Source organism: Pseudomonas sp. P1_A1, from assembly GCF_056406935.1.
On the sequence record NZ_JBFTZE010000029.1, the window covers coordinates 1 to 15,148 of the forward strand.

The 15,148-nt window shown below is 57.4% G+C and carries 14 protein-coding genes; 6 read left to right on the forward strand and 8 right to left on the reverse strand.

Going from position 1 to position 15,148, the window contains the following annotated elements:
• Window positions 1-120: 120 nt before the first annotated feature.
• Window positions 121-1,008, forward strand: coding sequence for an EamA family transporter RarD (gene rarD, locus AC1D2Q_RS28200; RefSeq protein WP_477815357.1), 888 nt, complete (start codon window positions 121-123; stop codon window positions 1,006-1,008).
• Between the two features lie 67 nt (window positions 1,009-1,075).
• Here the strand turns inward: rarD and hppD are convergent, their stop codons facing one another.
• Window positions 1,076-2,152, reverse strand: coding sequence for a 4-hydroxyphenylpyruvate dioxygenase (gene hppD, locus AC1D2Q_RS28205; RefSeq protein WP_007935668.1), 1,077 nt, complete (start codon window positions 2,150-2,152; stop codon window positions 1,076-1,078).
• A gap of 246 nt (window positions 2,153-2,398) precedes the next feature.
• A complete protein-coding gene (locus AC1D2Q_RS28210; protein ID WP_477815358.1) occupies window positions 2,399-3,346 on the reverse strand; it encodes a DMT family transporter in 948 nt (315 codons plus the stop codon).
• Window positions 3,347-3,424: 78 nt separating this feature from the next.
• Here AC1D2Q_RS28210 and AC1D2Q_RS28215 point away from each other — a divergent pair, with 78 nt between their 5' ends.
• From AC1D2Q_RS28215 to AC1D2Q_RS28225, 3 genes are all read left to right on the forward strand, one after another.
• Window positions 3,425-4,297: a LysR family transcriptional regulator gene (locus AC1D2Q_RS28215; protein WP_477815359.1), complete on the forward strand. Its 873-nt coding sequence runs from the start codon at window positions 3,425-3,427 to the stop codon at window positions 4,295-4,297.
• A gap of 103 nt (window positions 4,298-4,400) precedes the next feature.
• On the forward strand, window positions 4,401-5,936 hold the full coding sequence (locus tag AC1D2Q_RS28220; protein ID WP_477815360.1) for an EAL domain-containing protein: 1,536 nt from the start codon (window positions 4,401-4,403) through the stop codon (window positions 5,934-5,936).
• Window positions 5,937-6,169: 233 nt separating this feature from the next.
• Complete coding sequence (locus AC1D2Q_RS28225; protein ID WP_007935661.1) at window positions 6,170-6,535, forward strand: histone-like nucleoid-structuring protein, MvaT/MvaU family; 366 nt, start codon at window positions 6,170-6,172, stop codon at window positions 6,533-6,535.
• A gap of 174 nt (window positions 6,536-6,709) precedes the next feature.
• Here AC1D2Q_RS28225 and AC1D2Q_RS28230 read toward each other — a convergent pair whose 3' ends face one another.
• A complete protein-coding gene (locus tag AC1D2Q_RS28230; RefSeq protein ID WP_477815361.1) occupies window positions 6,710-7,234 on the reverse strand; it encodes a DUF4946 domain-containing protein in 525 nt (174 codons plus the stop codon).
• A gap of 134 nt (window positions 7,235-7,368) precedes the next feature.
• On the opposite strand from AC1D2Q_RS28230, the gene gloA reads away from it, so the two are divergent.
• Window positions 7,369-7,890 (forward strand): lactoylglutathione lyase, encoded by a 522-nt coding sequence (gene gloA / locus AC1D2Q_RS28235; RefSeq protein WP_007935657.1) that lies wholly within the window; start codon window positions 7,369-7,371, stop codon window positions 7,888-7,890.
• A 141-nt stretch (window positions 7,891-8,031) separates the two neighbouring features.
• Here the strand turns inward: gloA and ahpF are convergent, their stop codons facing one another.
• The 3 genes from ahpF to AC1D2Q_RS28250 form a co-directional block, all read right to left on the reverse strand.
• Window positions 8,032-9,594, reverse strand: coding sequence for an alkyl hydroperoxide reductase subunit F (gene ahpF, locus AC1D2Q_RS28240; RefSeq protein ID WP_477815362.1), 1,563 nt, complete (start codon window positions 9,592-9,594; stop codon window positions 8,032-8,034).
• Window positions 9,595-9,725: 131 nt separating this feature from the next.
• On the reverse strand, window positions 9,726-10,289 hold the full coding sequence (gene ahpC / locus AC1D2Q_RS28245; RefSeq protein WP_105345993.1) for an alkyl hydroperoxide reductase subunit C: 564 nt from the start codon (window positions 10,287-10,289) through the stop codon (window positions 9,726-9,728).
• A 138-nt stretch (window positions 10,290-10,427) separates the two neighbouring features.
• The gene (locus AC1D2Q_RS28250) at window positions 10,428-11,366 is read right to left on the reverse strand and encodes a site-specific integrase (protein ID WP_477815363.1); all 939 of its coding nucleotides are present in this window, start codon (window positions 11,364-11,366) and stop codon (window positions 10,428-10,430) included.
• Between the two features lie 177 nt (window positions 11,367-11,543).
• On the opposite strand from AC1D2Q_RS28250, the gene AC1D2Q_RS28255 reads away from it, so the two are divergent.
• Entirely contained in the window at window positions 11,544-12,563 is a 1,020-nt protein-coding gene (locus AC1D2Q_RS28255; RefSeq protein ID WP_477815364.1) for a DNA-binding protein, read from the forward strand.
• On the opposite strand, the gene gorA is transcribed toward AC1D2Q_RS28255, so the two are convergent.
• Window positions 12,560-13,918, reverse strand: coding sequence for a glutathione-disulfide reductase (gene gorA, locus AC1D2Q_RS28260; protein WP_477815365.1), 1,359 nt, complete (start codon window positions 13,916-13,918; stop codon window positions 12,560-12,562). The two genes, AC1D2Q_RS28255 and gorA, sit on opposite strands and share 4 nt — an antisense overlap.
• 129 nt (window positions 13,919-14,047) lie before the next feature.
• A complete protein-coding gene (galU, locus tag AC1D2Q_RS28265) occupies window positions 14,048-14,887 on the reverse strand; it encodes a UTP--glucose-1-phosphate uridylyltransferase GalU (RefSeq protein WP_003182953.1) in 840 nt (279 codons plus the stop codon).
• Window positions 14,888-15,148 lie beyond the last annotated feature (261 nt).

Here is a 15,148-nt window from a genome sequence, read left to right on the forward strand (position 1 = left end):
CTGCGGCAGCTCCTACATTGGGGGGCAGCCATGTTGAAAATATCGATCGCCTGGCCAATATTCAGCACAAAAACCACGTATCCTGCGCGCCCCGTTTGACCTACAACCCGCGAGGACAGTTTGTCTAAAGGTATCGCTCTATCGGTCACAGCCTCAATGCTGTTTGCCGTCATGTATTACTACACCTCACTGCTCTCCCCCTTGAGTGGCGTGGAGATTTTCGGTTGGCGGATGTTGCTGACCGCGCCATGCATGACCGTGTTCATGGTGGTGTCCGGCGAATGGAAACGCGTGGTCGAGATTCTTCGGCGGCTGGCCGGCCAGCCGAAGTTGCTCATCGCCCTGATCGGCTCGGCAGTGCTGCTGGGCCTGCAACTCTGGTTATTCATGTGGGCACCACTCAACGGCTATAGCCTTGACGTGTCGCTGGGGTATTTCCTGTTGCCGCTGTCCATGGTCCTGACCGGGCGAATCGTCTATGGCGAGCGCCTTTCCTACCTGCAGAAAATCGCCGTGTTCTTCGCCAGCCTCGGCGTGCTCAACGAGCTGTATCAGGTCGGCGGCTTTTCCTGGGCGACTTTGCTGGTGGTGATCGGCTATCCGATCTATTTCATCCTGCGCAAACGCCTGGCCACGGACAACCTTGGCGGGCTCTGGCTGGACATGGCGTTGATGCTGCCGGTGGCGCTCTGGTTCGTGCAGGGAGGTGAACAAGGTTTTGGCGTGTTCGATCAACATCCGTGGCTGTCGCTGTTGATTCCCCTGCTCGGGGTGAACAGCGCCTCGGCGCTGGTGGTCTACATCATTGCCAGCCGGTTGCTGCCGTTCAGCCTGTTCGGGTTGTTGAGTTACGTCGAGCCCGTGCTGTTGCTGGGCGTTGCGTTGCTGCTCGGGGAAAGCATCAAGGCCGGCGAATGGCTGACCTACATTCCGATCTGGCTGGCGGTGGTGGCGCTGGTGTTTGAAGGGTTCAAGCATCTGGTCCGGCAACGACGCCGGCCAATGTAATTGCATGATTCAAAAAAAAGCCCGGCCAGCGTTGCTGCTGACCGGGCTTTTTCATATCAGGAACGGCTTAATCGGTGGAAAGCACACCGCGACGAACCTGGTCACGCTCGATGGACTCGAACAGTGCCTTGAAGTTGCCTTCGCCGAATCCATCGTCGCCTTTACGCTGGATGAACTCGAAGAACACCGGCCCCATCAGGGTTTCCGAGAAAATCTGCAGCAGCAGACGCTTGTCGCCCGGCTCGGACGAACCGTCCAGCAAGATGCCCCGTGCTTGCAGTTGATCGACCGGCTCGCCGTGGTTCGGCAAACGGCCTTCGAGCATTTCATAGTAGGTGTCCGGCGGCGGCGTCATGAAGCGCATGCCGATTTTCTTCAGGCGATCCCAAGTATCGATCAGGTTATCGGTGAGGAACGCCACGTGCTGGATGCCCTCGCCGTTGAACTGCATCAGGAACTCTTCGATCTGCCCGGCGCCCTTGGACGACTCTTCGTTCAGCGGGATGCGGATCATGCCGTCCGGCGCGGTCATCGCTTTGGATGTCAGGCCGGTGTATTCGCCTTTGATGTCGAAGTAACGGATTTCGCGGAAGTTGAACAGCTTCTCGTAGAAGTTGGCCCAATAGGCCATGCGACCGCGATACACGTTGTGGGTCAGGTGGTCGATGATCTTCAGACCGGCGCCAACCGGGTTGCGGTCAACACCTTCGATGAATACGAAGTCGATGTCGTAGATCGAGCTGCCTTCACCGAAACGGTCGATCAGGTACAGCGGCGCGCCGCCGATGCCTTTGATCGCCGGCAGGTGCAATTCCATCGGGCCGGTTTCAATGTGGATCGGCTGGGCACCGAGTTCCAGGGCACGCTTGTAGGCCTTTTGCGAATCCTTGACCCGGAACGCCATGCCGCACACCGACGGGCCGTGCTCGGCCGCGAAGTACGAGGCCACGCTGTGGGGTTCGTTGTTGAGGATCAGGTTGATTGAGCCCTGGCGATACAGGTGCACGTCTTTGGAACGGTGGGTCGCGACCTTGGTGAAGCCCATGATCTCGAAGATCGGCTCCAGAGTGTTCGGGGTCGGCGATGCGAATTCGATGAACTCAAAGCCCATCAGGCCCATTGGGTTTTCGTATAAATCTGCCATTTTGGCGCCTCATCATGCTTTTAGAATTAACGGATCGTTAGTTGCTAGCAATGCTGAGACCGGCGGGTGGCGCGCAGGAGATGCCCCTCACGCTGCGGGCGAGGAAGTCACCGTAGATCAATTGAAACCCAAATATCTTCATTGTCGACCCAAGGCTCTTGCGGGCGAGGCTTCTGCTGCCAGAAGACGATTATTCTTATATGCGTAACCGGATTCTACACAGCGTAAATCAGTTTGTCCGCCTTCTTATACAATCCCCTTTTTCATGGCCTGCGCAAGCGGTTTGTTGCACAGGAAAATCCCCGCCAGGATCAGCCCGCCGCCCAGGCACATCGCCAGTGTCAGCTGTTCGCCCAGCAACAACGCACCGAGAAGAACAGCAGTCAAAGGGTTCAAGGCGATAAACACGCCCGAGCGCGTCGGGCCGATTTTGCGGATGCCGTCGTAATAACCAATGTAGGCCAATGCCGAACCTAGTACGCCCAGGTACATCAGGCTCAACCATTGTTGCGTGCCGAGTCCGATGAGCGCCGCGACACTCAACTCGCCCCGCACGGCGCTGGTCACCCAGAGCATCAGCGTGCCGAGCAAAATCGAGTACGTCACCGTCTGCACCGGCCCCAGCGTTTGAGTCAGGCCTTTGGAGAACAGCGAATAAATGCCCCAGCCGAGCACGCAGCCGAAGATCAACACGTCGCCAATCCAGGCATCGGCATTGCCGCCCAGTAACTGCGGATTGCGGCTGACGATCACCAGGCTGGCGCCAGCAATGCAGATCGCGATACCGACCACTTTCGCCCGACTCAGCCGCTCCTTGAACAGCAGCCACGAAGCCAGGCCGATCACCGCTGGATTCAACGCTACGATCAATGATGCCCGAGACGCGTTGATGTAATGCAGCCCGTAAAAGAAGCACAGGTTGTAGAAGAAAATCCCGAAGAATCCCAACAGCGCCAATTGCAACCATTGCCTGGGGCTGGGTCGCACCAGGGGCACCCGCGCCAGCAGCAGGAACAACAGCAACGCCACGCTCGCCAGCAGGAACCGCAGACTCGCAGCGAATAACGGACTGAGGCTGTCGGCCAGAAACCGCCCGGCGACGAACGTCCCGCCCCAGATCATGGTGACCGACGCCAGCTTCAGATAAACCGGCACATCCGAAGAGTTCGCAAGGGTCTGTTCACACGTAGTCATAAGTCTCCACCACCAGCAATCGGGCATGTGGCGTATCATTCGACTAATTATCGATCATCGTAAAATGAGTAAAAGCTCATGACCCTCACTCAACTGGAGATTTTCTCGCTGGTGGCCGAGCTGCGCGGCTTCACGGCGGCCGCCCATCGTTTGGAGATTTCCCAGTCGGCGGTCTCCCACGCACTCAAGTCGCTGGAGCAGGAGTTGGGTGTCGAGCTGCTGCGCCGGCATCAGTCCCAGGTCGAGTTGAGTGACATCGGCCAGCAGCTATTACTGCGCGCTCGGGCGATGCTTGGGCTGGCCAACACTTTGCGTCAAGAGGCGGCCGATTCACGCGGGATGAAAACCGGCACCTTACGCATTGGCTCGTTCGGCCCGACCTCTTCGATCAAGCTGCTGCCGAGGATCTTGCAGCACTACCGCGCCGCACACCCGGGCATCGAGGTTCACATCGACGAAGGTCCGGACCGCCAGGTAATTCAATGGCTGGAAGAGCGGCGTATCGATATTGGTTTCGTGGTGTTACCCCAGGAACGTTTTGACACGATTGCACTGATCGAAGACCAGATGGTCGCGCTGCTGCCTGCCGATCATGCACTGGCCGGTCGCGACAGCGTGAGTTTGAGCGACTTGTGCCAAGACCCTTTTGTGCTGACCGAGGCCGGGTCTTCGGAGCTGGTGTCGCGCCTGTTCAATACGGCGCGATTGACGCCGAACATTCGGTATCGCTGCTCGCAGTTGCTCAGCACGCTGGACACAGTAGCTCGTGGCGATGCCCTGACCGTGGTCGCCGAAGGCTCACTGCCCGACGTCAACGACAGCCGCTACGTGAAAAAGCCACTGTCACCACCCATCAGCCGCCAGGTGGGTCTGGCTGTGCTCGATCAGCGTCAGTCATCCCCCGCGACGCTGGCCTTTATTAAACTGGCCTCAAGATTGGTTAAAGGTTGAGCGGCATAAGGGCCGATAGCCAACTATCATGGCTGAACTCTTTTGGGAGGCATGTCGACCTGCCAACCTTTGAGAGCCCTCTTTTATCGCGATGGATTTGCGAATGCCACTGAACGTCAAAAGTCGCCGCAAGCGTGGCACCCGGATCACTGTGACTGTTTTGAGCGGATTGCTCCCGGTGTTGCTGGGAGTCGCCATTCTCTATCTGCAGGCTGAACGTACCCTCAAGCAGAGTACTGAACTGACTGGCGAAGAATCCATTCGCCAGTTCGAACTGATGCTCGACAACACCGCCCAAGCGGCGCAGGAGCTCCTGCCGCTGGCTGGCAAAAACTGCAATGACGTCAAACTGGCCTTGCGCGAACAAGTTACGCGCCGGCCCTTCGTGCGCTCGACCAACCTGGTGTGGGACGACAACCTCTATTGCAGTTCGTTGTTCGGTGAATATCAGGAAAAGGTCAATCCCGGCGACTACACCCAAGGCCAGTTATGGCTCATGAACGGCAACCCGGTCACGCCCAATACCGCGCTGTTGGTGTACCGGCTCAGCAAAGGAAATAAAGGGGCATTGACCACGCTGAACGGTTATCACCTGAGCAACGAATTGCGCCTGATCGGCCGCAAGACATTACTGTTGCTACAAGTCGGTCCCAACTGGTTGTCTGCCGACGGCAAAGTTCACGAGGACGCCCCGCCCGCCTTTCCGGTAGCACAAAGTACGCTGACGTCCTCGCGTTATGCCTTTACTGTGGCCGCAGGTTTCCCCGAAGGAGAAACCTGGCGTTACATGCGTAGTGAATACCCGCCACTGTTCAGTCTGTTGATGTTCTTCGGCGTGGTGTCAGGTTCGATCGGGCATGTGCTACAGAAGCGCTCGATGTCGCCCAGCCGTGAAATGCAGCGGGCGCTGGAGGCAGCAGAATTCATTCCTTACTTTCAGCCCGTGGTGCATGGCGACAACAAGCTGTGGTCCGGCACCGAAGTATTGATGCACTGGAAACATCCCAGGGAAGGCCTGGTGCGTCCGGATCTGTTCATCCCGTTTGCCGAACATTCCGGGCTGATCGTGCCGATGACCCGCTCGCTGATGCAACAAACCGCGACATTGCTGGCGCCCTTGTCGGCATCGTTCGACGGGCCGTTCCACATCGGTATCAACATCACCGCCAGTCATTGCCGGGATCTTGCGCTGGTCGAAGACTGCCGTGAATTCCTCAGTGCTTTTGCACCGGGCAGTGTCCATCTGGTGCTGGAGTTGACCGAGCGCGAACTCATCGAACCGACAGCCATCACCCTGCAGTTGTTCGAGCAGCTTCGCGCATTGGGTGTGATGATCGCCATCGATGACTTTGGCACTGGCCATTCAAGCCTCGGTTACTTGCGTCAGTTCAATGTGGACTTCTTGAAAATCGACCAGAGCTTTGTCGCCATGATCGGTGTCGATGCCCTCTCCCGGCACATTCTGGACAGCATCATCGAACTCTCGGCCAAACTCGATCTGGGTATCGTCGCCGAAGGCGTGGAAACCGAGGAGCAAAGTGACTATCTGACCACCCATGGCGTGAACTTTCTGCAAGGTTATCTGTTCGGCCGGCCGATGCCCGGAGCAGAATTCATTAGTGCATTAAGTGATCATTAACTAGCCACGTTAAGCGCCGAGATCATGATGACGCGCACCAAATTGAATCAAAAGACTACTCTTGTTACATGAAGAGAAAGTCAGGATTTACTCTTGGCGATTTAACTACTACAATTTTTCATACCTGTGCAAAATCGACAGGCGTGCCATTATCACCGAGTCGCTTCAAGGCTCTTGGCTTATAGCTTTGTTTGCGGTTGGTTTCAGCCAAACACACTATTGGAGTAAAGATATTGTCCAGACTCGCTGAATTCCGTGCAGCTGAAAAGGCCCTTCAAGAACAGCTCAAGCAGTTGGAATCGCTGAAGAACGATGCCGGGCTCAAGAAAGAAATCGAATTCGAAGAAAAGCTCCAGGGGCTGATGAAAACCTACGGCAAGAGCCTGCGCGACATCATCGCCATCCTCGACCCGCACCCGGCGAAATCCGGCCTGCAGCAGGCAACAGCCCCTAAAACCCGCCGCGCTCGCGTGGTCAAGGTTTATCAGAACCCGCACACCGGTGAACTGATTGAAACCAAGGGCGGCAACCACCGCGGCCTGAAAGCCTGGAAGGAACAATACGGTGCAGCCACCGTTGACTCCTGGCTGCGTGCCTAAGCGCTCACGGTAATAAAAAAAGCCCTGCCAATGCAGGGCTTTTTCATGGATGCCACCTAAAATGCGACGCTAGTCGCCGATCAACTCGCTATAGACTGACTAACTTTGTGCTTAATCCGTTTGGCTATCTAAAAATGCGGGCCATGCTCAAAAACGTGGGTCAGAAACCTTAAACTAAAGTTTCAAGCTGTTTCGAGCTGCCTCTATGTCGCCCTGACTTGCCTTATAAACCTCAGCCTGCCCCGCGTAGGAAAGAACATAGGCTTTATCGCCGTCCACTGCGGCGACCAATGTTTGAGACAACACATGTCGACCGTTCTGGGTAATGGTGCAGGTAGTTTCCAGCGCCGATAACCGGCTCAAGGCAGTCGGATGAATTTTGTTGCAGACACTCTGATAGCCACCCTGAAAAAAGTCCTTCTGCACGGACTTGCGCATTTCCAGTAACACACCTTCCAGATTCACCTGATGACCGCTTTCCACTTGAGTCATGGTCAACTCCATCACCATTACCGGTGTACCTTCCTGGTCGTTTTTTACTGCGCGTTGCCGGGAAACCTGGGGCTTGGCCTCGTCTTGCGGAACGGTCTCGACAATCCATCCATTGGGCCAGGTCACGACCGGAGCTTCTGCATGAGCACGGGTAACAGCTGAAAGCAGACACATCAGGACGAACATCAATTGACAGGGTCGGATCATTGTAATGAACACTCACGGATTGAGCCGCGAAGTCTGAGCTTCACCCGCCCGGCAGGCAAGCCTGCGGTTTTGGTTTGGCGATGCCAGGGCCCTTGCGTATCATTGTGAGCATTCTTGGAATTTCCGGAGGGCCCATGAGCCTGCACGAACTCAATACATTTCCTGGTGTGACCGCCCAACCTGACACCGCCACTCAGAAGTTCGTCTTCAACCACACCATGCTGCGGGTCAAGGACATCACCCGGTCGCTGGATTTCTACACTCGCGTCCTGGGTTTCTCGCTGGTGGAAAAACGCGATTTCCCGGAAGCCGAGTTCAGCCTGTATTTCCTGGCGCTGGTCGATAAAAACCAGATCCCGGCCGATGCCGCTGCCCGCACCGAGTGGATGAAATCGATCCCCGGCATTCTCGAACTGACCCACAACCACGGCACCGAGAACGACGCGGATTTCGCCTACCACAACGGCAACACCGACCCGCGCGGCTTCGGCCATATCTGCATCTCGGTGCCAGACATCCGTGCCGCTTGCGAACGTTTTGAAGCGCTGGGCTGCGATTTCCAGAAACGCCTGAACGACGGTCGCATGAAGAGCCTGGCCTTCATCAAGGACCCGGATGGTTACTGGGTCGAGATCATTCAGCCGGCACCGTTGTAAGAAGATCGCAGCCTTCGGCAGCTCCTACAAAAGCCAAGCCAGGCTCGATTCTGTAGGAGCTGCCGCAGGCTGCGATCTTTTGATCCACCCACAAAAAACCCCATGATCGCTCATGGGGTTTTGTGTTTTCAGCTTCGGCGTTTATGCCGGCGCCGAAGTGCGGATCAAGTGATCGAATGCGCTCAGGGAAGCCTTGGCGCCCTCGCCCACCGCAATCACGATCTGCTTGTACGGCACGGTGGTCACATCGCCAGCCGCGAACACGCCGGGGATCGACGTCTCACCACGGGCATCGACAATGATCTCGCCGCGCGGTGACAGCTCGATGGTGCCTTTGAGCCAATCGGTATTAGGCAACAGACCGATCTGCACGAAGATCCCTTCCAGCTCGACAGTGCGCAGCTCGTCCGACTGACGATCCTTGTAGCGCAGGCCGTTGACCTTCTGGCCGTCGCCGGTCACTTCAGTGGTTTGCGCACTGGTGATCACGGTAACGTTCGGCAGACTGTGCAACTTGCGCTGCAACACCGCATCGGCGCGCAGTTGTACGTCGAACTCCAGCAGGGTTACGTGGGACACGATCCCGGCCAGGTCGATGGCCGCTTCGACGCCGGAGTTACCGCCACCGATCACAGCCACACGCTTACCCTTGAACAGCGGACCGTCACAGTGCGGGCAGTACGCCACGCCCTTGTTGCGGTATTGCTGCTCACCCGGAACGTTCATTTCACGCCAGCGCGCGCCGGTGGCGAGGATCACGGTCTTGGCTTTCAAGGACGCGCCGCTGGCGAAATGGATTTCGTGCAGTTCACCGTTTTTGCCCGGCACCAGCTTGTCGGCGCGTTGCAGGTTCATGATGTCCACGTCGTATTGCTTAACGTGTTCTTCCAGTGCCACGGCCAGTTTCGGCCCTTCGGTTTCCTGCACGGAGATGAAGTTCTCGATGGCCATGGTGTCGAGCACCTGGCCACCAAAACGTTCAGCCGCCACGCCGGTGCGAATGCCTTTGCGGGCGGCGTAAATTGCCGCTGAAGCACCGGCCGGGCCACCGCCGACGACCAGCACGTCAAAGGCTTGTTTGGCGCTGATCTTCTCGGCCTGACGCTCGATGCCGCTGGTGTCGATCTTGGCGAGAATTTCTTCAAGGCCCATGCGCCCCTGGCCGAAGATCTCGCCATTGAGGTAAATGCTGGGCACGGCCATGATCTTGCGCTCATCGACTTCGGCCTGGAACAACGCGCCGTCGATAGCGACGTGGCGGATCTTCGGGTTCAGCACAGCCATCAGGTTCAGCGCCTGAACCACATCCGGGCAGTTCTGGCAGGACAGCGAGAAGTAAGTCTCGAAGCTGAACTCGCCTTTGAGCGAGCGGATCTGCTCGATAACGTCGGCACTGGCTTTCGATGGGTGGCCGCCGACTTGCAGCAAGGCCAGCACCAGGGATGTGAATTCGTGGCCCATCGGGATGCCGGCGAAACGCAGGCTGATATCGGCGCCCGGGCGATTGATCGAGAACGATGGTTTACGCGCATCGTTACCGTTGTCGAGCAAAGTAATCTGGGTGGAAAGACTGGCAACGTCTTTGAGTAACGCGAGCATTTCCTGGGATTTCGCACCGTCGTCGAGGGAGGCAACGATCTCGATCGGCTGGGTGACCCGTTCCAGGTACGATTTCAACTGGGCTTTAAGATTGGCGTCCAACATACGGGCGATTTCCTTTTTGATCTAATCAGACATAAAAAAACGCCCGAGCGAATCTCGCCCGGGCGTTTTTGAGGGCGGTGCAGCTTACTTAGTAGGTGCGGAGTCCCGCCCTGATGAAGCGCGTCACAGACTTAGATCTTGCCGACCAGGTCCAGGGACGGAGCCAGAGTGGCCTCGCCTTCTTTCCACTTGGCTGGGCACACTTCGCCCGGGTGAGCGGCGACGTATTGAGCGGCCTTGATTTTGCGCAGCAGCTCGGAGGCGTCACGGCCTACACCGCCATCGTTGAGTTCAACGATTTTGATCTGGCCTTCAGGGTTGATCACGAAAGTGCCACGGTCAGCCAGGCCAGCTTCTTCGATCAGCACGTCGAAGTTGCGGGAGATGACATGAGTCGGGTCGCCGATCATGGTGTACTGGATTTTGCCGATCGCTGGCGAAGTGTTGTGCCAGGCAGCGTGGGCAAAGTGGGTATCGGTGGAAACGCTGTAGATCTCGACGCCCAGTTTTTGGAACTCGGCGTAGTTGTCAGCCAGGTCTTCCAGTTCGGTCGGGCAAACAAAGGTGAAGTCAGCTGGGTAGAAGAAAACGACAGACCACTTGCCTTTCAGGTCAGCGTCCGACACGTGTACGAAGTCGCCGTTTTTGTAGGCGGTAGCTTTGAACGGTTTAACTTGGCTGTTGATGATAGGCATCGGTGACTCTCCGTCAGGGGTTAAGAAGTTGATGTGGTGAATCCTACCCACCCGATCGCCGGTTGGCTCATTGGCAAACCTGATGCTGCTGATTTGTTTTCGCTATTAGCTGAGCGTATTAATAGAAGAAAACGTGATCTACAGCGCCAACGGCTTTTCAGCGATTCGGGTCATCCCGAGAAACGGGCTGGCTTCAACATAGCGCATGGCTGACTTCACATCCTTCCAGCCCACGTAATTCATCAACGACTTCAAATCCCAACCGCTCTGATGGGCCCAGGTGGCAAAGCCACGACGCAAGGAGTGACTGGTGTAGTGCTCGGCCGCAATGCCGGCGCGCTCCAGTGCCTGGCGCAACAACGGGATCACGCTATTGGCGTGCAAGCCCTCCTCGCTCAAATGGCCCCAGCGGTCGATGCCCCGAAACACTGGCCCACGGACCAGCGCCGCTTCGGTAATCCATTCGATGTAGGCCTGCACCGGGCACAAGCGCTGCAAGGCGGGAGTCTGGTAGGTCCGGCCGAGGTTCTCGCGATCGCCCTTGCTGCGTGGCAAGTAGAGGGTAATGCCTGAACCGGCGCTGGCTTGTACGTGCTCGATCTGCACGCGGCATAACTCATCGCTACGGAAACCACGCCAGAAGCCCAGCAGGATCAGTGCGGTGTCGCGCCTGGCTCTCAGCAATCCCGCTCGATCGCCCTGCGCCCTGGCGGACTGCGCTTCCTGCTCCAGCCAGGCGATCACTTGCTCCAGATGTTGAAGCTGCAAGGGTTCAGCCTGTTTTTCCTGGGCCGGGTGCAACGCGCGAATGCCTTTGAACACTTTACGCACCACCGGCGCCTTGGTCGGATCGGCGAACCCCTGGCTGTTGTGCCACTGCGCCAATGCGGACAAGCGCAACTTCAAGGTATTGATCGACAGCACGCCCGCATGTGCAACCAGGTAACGCGCCACGCTATCGCTGGTCGCCGGCAGGAACCCGCCCCAACTGACTTCGAAGTGCTCGATGGCCGCGCGATAGCTGCGACGGGTGTTGTCACGGGTAGCGGCTTGCAGGTAGCGATCCAGATCGGTCATGGGCTCAGTGCTCGAAAACGTACCGTGTTGGCGATTGAAAACCGGTCTACAGCTGATCACACGGGGTAATACCAGTATATCCCGCATCAGCTATCACAAGTTTTTAACTTTATTCACGGCATGGTACATTACGCATATTAGTGGTACGTACCACAGTATCAAATCGTAGGAGAACACATGGCACGTGGCGGCGTAAACAAGGCACTGGTGCAAGCGGCACGCTCGGCAATCCTCGCCCGGGGCGAGCATCCGAGCATCGACGCAGTGCGGATCGAAATGGGTAATACCGGCTCGAAAACCACGATCCATCGCTACCTGAAAGAGCTCGACGACGGCGCCGAACCCGCGCCAGCACCTTCCGAACCGATCGATGATGAACTGACAGCGCTGGTGGCGCGGCTGGCGCAACGCCTGAAAGAACAGGCGCAAGAACCCATCGACCAGGCACGCGCGCAGTTCGAGCAACAACGAAAAGAGCTGGAAACCCAGCTGCACGAGGCCCGCGAGGCCAATACCGAATTGCAGCAGCAATACGAAATTCAAAGCCTGGCGCTGACCCAGGAATCGGCGGAACTGCACGACACACGCTCGATGCTGCAAACCGAGCAAACCCGCAACGCCGGGCTGAACCAGGCACTGGCGGATTTCGAATTGCGCTTGCAGGACAAGGACGAGCAGATCCGCTCACTGGAAGAAAAGCACCTGCACGCCCGCGAAGCACTGGAGCACTATCGCAACGCCGTCAAAGACCAGCGCGAACAGGAACAGCGACGCCACGAAGGCCAAGTGCAGCAGATTCAGATGGAGTTGCGTCAAGCCCAGCAAAGCGCACTGGTACGCCAGGATGAAATCACCCAACTGCATCGCGACAACGAGCGCCTGCTGACCGAAAACCGCGGCACGCTGCGGGAGTTGAGCCTGCTGCAGGAGCAACTCAAGCACACCAACAGCCGACAGGATCAGTTACTGGAACAGGTCACCCGCATCGACAGCGAACGCACCCTCCTCCAGGAACGCTTGCGCATTGCCTTGCTGGAAAGCCAGTCGCTCAAGCAGAACATTGACGAGCAATCGCACATCAACAAAGCACTGGAAGTTGAACTGATCAAGTTGCAGGCAAGCCTGGATGAAAGCGTGCGCCTGGCCGCTGTCGTTGCGACAGGGCCAGACGCATCAGCGCCGCAGAAAGACGATTAACCTGCGACTGGCGTGCGCATGGTGACGAACTCTTCGGCGGCCGTCGGATGCACGCCGATGGTTTCGTCGAAGTCACGCTTGGTCGCGCCCGCTTTCAGGGCAATCGCCAACCCTTGCACGATCTCGCCGGCATCCGGGCCGACCATGTGGCAACCCAGGACCTTGTCGGTCTTGGCGTCCACCACCAGTTTCATCAAGGTGCGTTCCTGGCATTCGGTCAGGGTCAGCTTCATCGGCCGGAAACGGCTTTCGAAGATCACCACATCGTGCCCGGCCTCGCGCGCTTCTTCTTCGGTGAGGCCGACAGTGCCGATGTTCGGCAAGCTGAACACGGCGGTCGGGATCATCTTGTAATCCACCGGGCGATATTGCTCAGGCTTGAACAAACGCCGCGCCACGGCCATGCCTTCGGCCAGAGCGACCGGCGTGAGCTGTACCCGACCAATCACATCGCCCAGAGCCAGGATTGACGGTTCAGCGGTTTGATACTGCTCATCGACCTCGACAAAACCTTTCTTGTCGAGTTTGACCCCAGTGTTTTCCAGCCCCAGATTGTCGAGCATCGGACGCCGACCGGTGGCGTAGAACACACAGTCCGCCTCCAGCTCGCGACCATCCTTGAGCGTCGCCTTCAGGCTGCCATCGGCCTGTTTGTCGATACGCTCGATGTCGGCATTGAATTGCAGGTCCATGCCGCGCTTGGTCAGCTCTTCCTGCAAATGTTTGCGCACCGAGCCGTCGAAGCCGCGCAGGAACAGATCACCGCGATACAGCAACGTAGTCTGGGCACCCAGCCCGTGGAAAATCCCGGCGAACTCCACCGCAATGTAACCACCACCGACCACCAGAACGCGCTTGGGCAGCTCTTTAAGGAAGAACGCCTGGTTGGAGCTGATGGCATGCTCGTGCCCCGGAATCTGCGGGATCTGCGGCCAGCCACCGGTGGCTATCAGGATGTTTTTGGCGGTGTAACGCTCGCCATTGATCTCAACCTGGTGCGGATCGACGATTTTCGCGTGACCTTCATGCAAGGTCACACCGCTGTTGACCAGCAAATTGCGATAAATGCCATTCAGGCGATTGATCTCGCGATCCTTGTTGGCGATCAGCGTCGCCCAGTCGAACGTCGCTTCACCCGGAGTCCAGCCAAAACCTTGCGATTGCTCGAAGTCTTCGGCGAAGTGCGCGCCGTACACCAGCAGCTTTTTCGGCACACAGCCGACGTTCACGCACGTACCGCCCAGGTAGCGGCTCTCGGCCACGGCGACTTTCGCACCAAAACCGGCCGCGAACCGCGCAGCCCGCACACCGCCAGAACCGGCACCAATCACATATAGGTCAAAATCGTAGGCCATTTCTATCTCCTCGGCAGGTCACCAGCATACCTGCGGTCGCCCGTTGGGCAAGCGTTGCAAACTATTTGGGGCCGAAAAATGAAAAAGCCACCCGAAGGTGGCTTTTCAATACAAGCAGGTCAGGCGCTATCAGTAAGCCTTGCCAGTCTTGTAGAAGTTCTCGAAGCAGAAGTTGGTCGCGTCGATGTAGCCTTCGGCGCCACCGCAGTCGAAACGCTTGCCTTTGAACTTGTAGGCCATGACGCAGCCGTTTTGCGCTTGCTTCATCAGGGCGTCGGTGATCTGGATTTCGCCGCCCTTGCCTGGCTCGGTCTGTTCGATCAGGTCGAAGATGTCCGGGGTCAGGATGTAACGGCCGATGATCGCCAGGTTCGACGGTGCATCTTCAGGTTTTGGCTTCTCGACCATGCTGTGAACGCGATAGATGTCGTCGCGAATCATCTCGCCGGCAATCACGCCGTACTTGTTGGTTTCTTGAGGATCGACTTCCTGGATGGCCACGATCGAGCAGCGGAACTGCTTGTACAGCTTGACCATCTGGGTCAGAACGCCGTCGCCTTCGAGGTTGACGCACAAGTCGTCCGCCAGTACTACGGCGAAAGGTTCGTCGCCAATCAGTGGACGGCCGGTCAGGATTGCGTGGCCCAGGCCTTTCATTTCGGTCTGGCGAGTGTAGGAGAACGAGCACTCGTCGAGCAGCTTACGGATGCCGACCAGGTATTTCTCCTTGTCAGTGCCCTTGATCTGGTTTTCCAGCTCGTAGCTGATGTCGAAGTGGTCTTCCAGGGCGCGTTTGCCGCGACCGGTGACGATGGAGATTTCGGTCAACCCGGCATCCAGTGCTTCTTCGACGCCGTACTGGATCAGTGGCTTGTTTACCACCGGCAGCATTTCTTTGGGCATGGCTTTAGTCGCTGGCAGGAAGCGAGTACCGTAACCGGCTGCTGGGAACAAGCATTTCTTGATCATATAAGTCCTTGAAAGGGCTGTGTGTACGAGTTCGGCGCAGTCTAATCAGGCGGCGTGCACCTTACAATGCCCCGCACTGGCTAACCGACGCCATCATAGAGAAATATTCTGATGGATAGTTCCGCAGATTAGCTGCACAACCTCTTATAGATAGCAGAGATCGACGACCTGCGCGGCCATCAGCCTAGCGACAATCTGCCCCACCCTACACCCATCGGCACCCGTTGAGGGCATTTGGCGCTATCATTGCGCACCTGAACC

Excerpts from the sequence above, each read along its gene's own strand:
- hppD (WP_007935668.1), bottom strand. The coding sequence starts at position 2,152 with ATGGCAGATTTATACGAAAACCCAATGGGCCTGATGGGCTTTGAGTTC.
- AC1D2Q_RS28210 (WP_477815358.1), bottom strand. The coding sequence starts at position 3,346 with ATGACTACGTGTGAACAGACCCTTGCGAACTCTTCGGATGTGCCGGTT.
- AC1D2Q_RS28215 (WP_477815359.1), top strand. The coding sequence starts at position 3,425 with ATGACCCTCACTCAACTGGAGATTTTCTCGCTGGTGGCCGAGCTGCGC.
- AC1D2Q_RS28220 (WP_477815360.1), top strand. The coding sequence starts at position 4,401 with ATGCCACTGAACGTCAAAAGTCGCCGCAAGCGTGGCACCCGGATCACT.
- AC1D2Q_RS28230 (WP_477815361.1), bottom strand. The coding sequence starts at position 7,234 with ATGATCCGACCCTGTCAATTGATGTTCGTCCTGATGTGTCTGCTTTCA.
- gloA (WP_007935657.1), top strand. The coding sequence starts at position 7,369 with ATGAGCCTGCACGAACTCAATACATTTCCTGGTGTGACCGCCCAACCT.
- ahpF (WP_477815362.1), bottom strand. The coding sequence starts at position 9,594 with ATGTTGGACGCCAATCTTAAAGCCCAGTTGAAATCGTACCTGGAACGG.
- ahpC (WP_105345993.1), bottom strand. The coding sequence starts at position 10,289 with ATGCCTATCATCAACAGCCAAGTTAAACCGTTCAAAGCTACCGCCTAC.
- AC1D2Q_RS28250 (WP_477815363.1), bottom strand. The coding sequence starts at position 11,366 with ATGACCGATCTGGATCGCTACCTGCAAGCCGCTACCCGTGACAACACC.
- AC1D2Q_RS28255 (WP_477815364.1), top strand. The coding sequence starts at position 11,544 with ATGGCACGTGGCGGCGTAAACAAGGCACTGGTGCAAGCGGCACGCTCG.
- gorA (WP_477815365.1), bottom strand. The coding sequence starts at position 13,918 with ATGGCCTACGATTTTGACCTATATGTGATTGGTGCCGGTTCTGGCGGT.
- galU (WP_003182953.1), bottom strand. The coding sequence starts at position 14,887 with ATGATCAAGAAATGCTTGTTCCCAGCAGCCGGTTACGGTACTCGCTTC.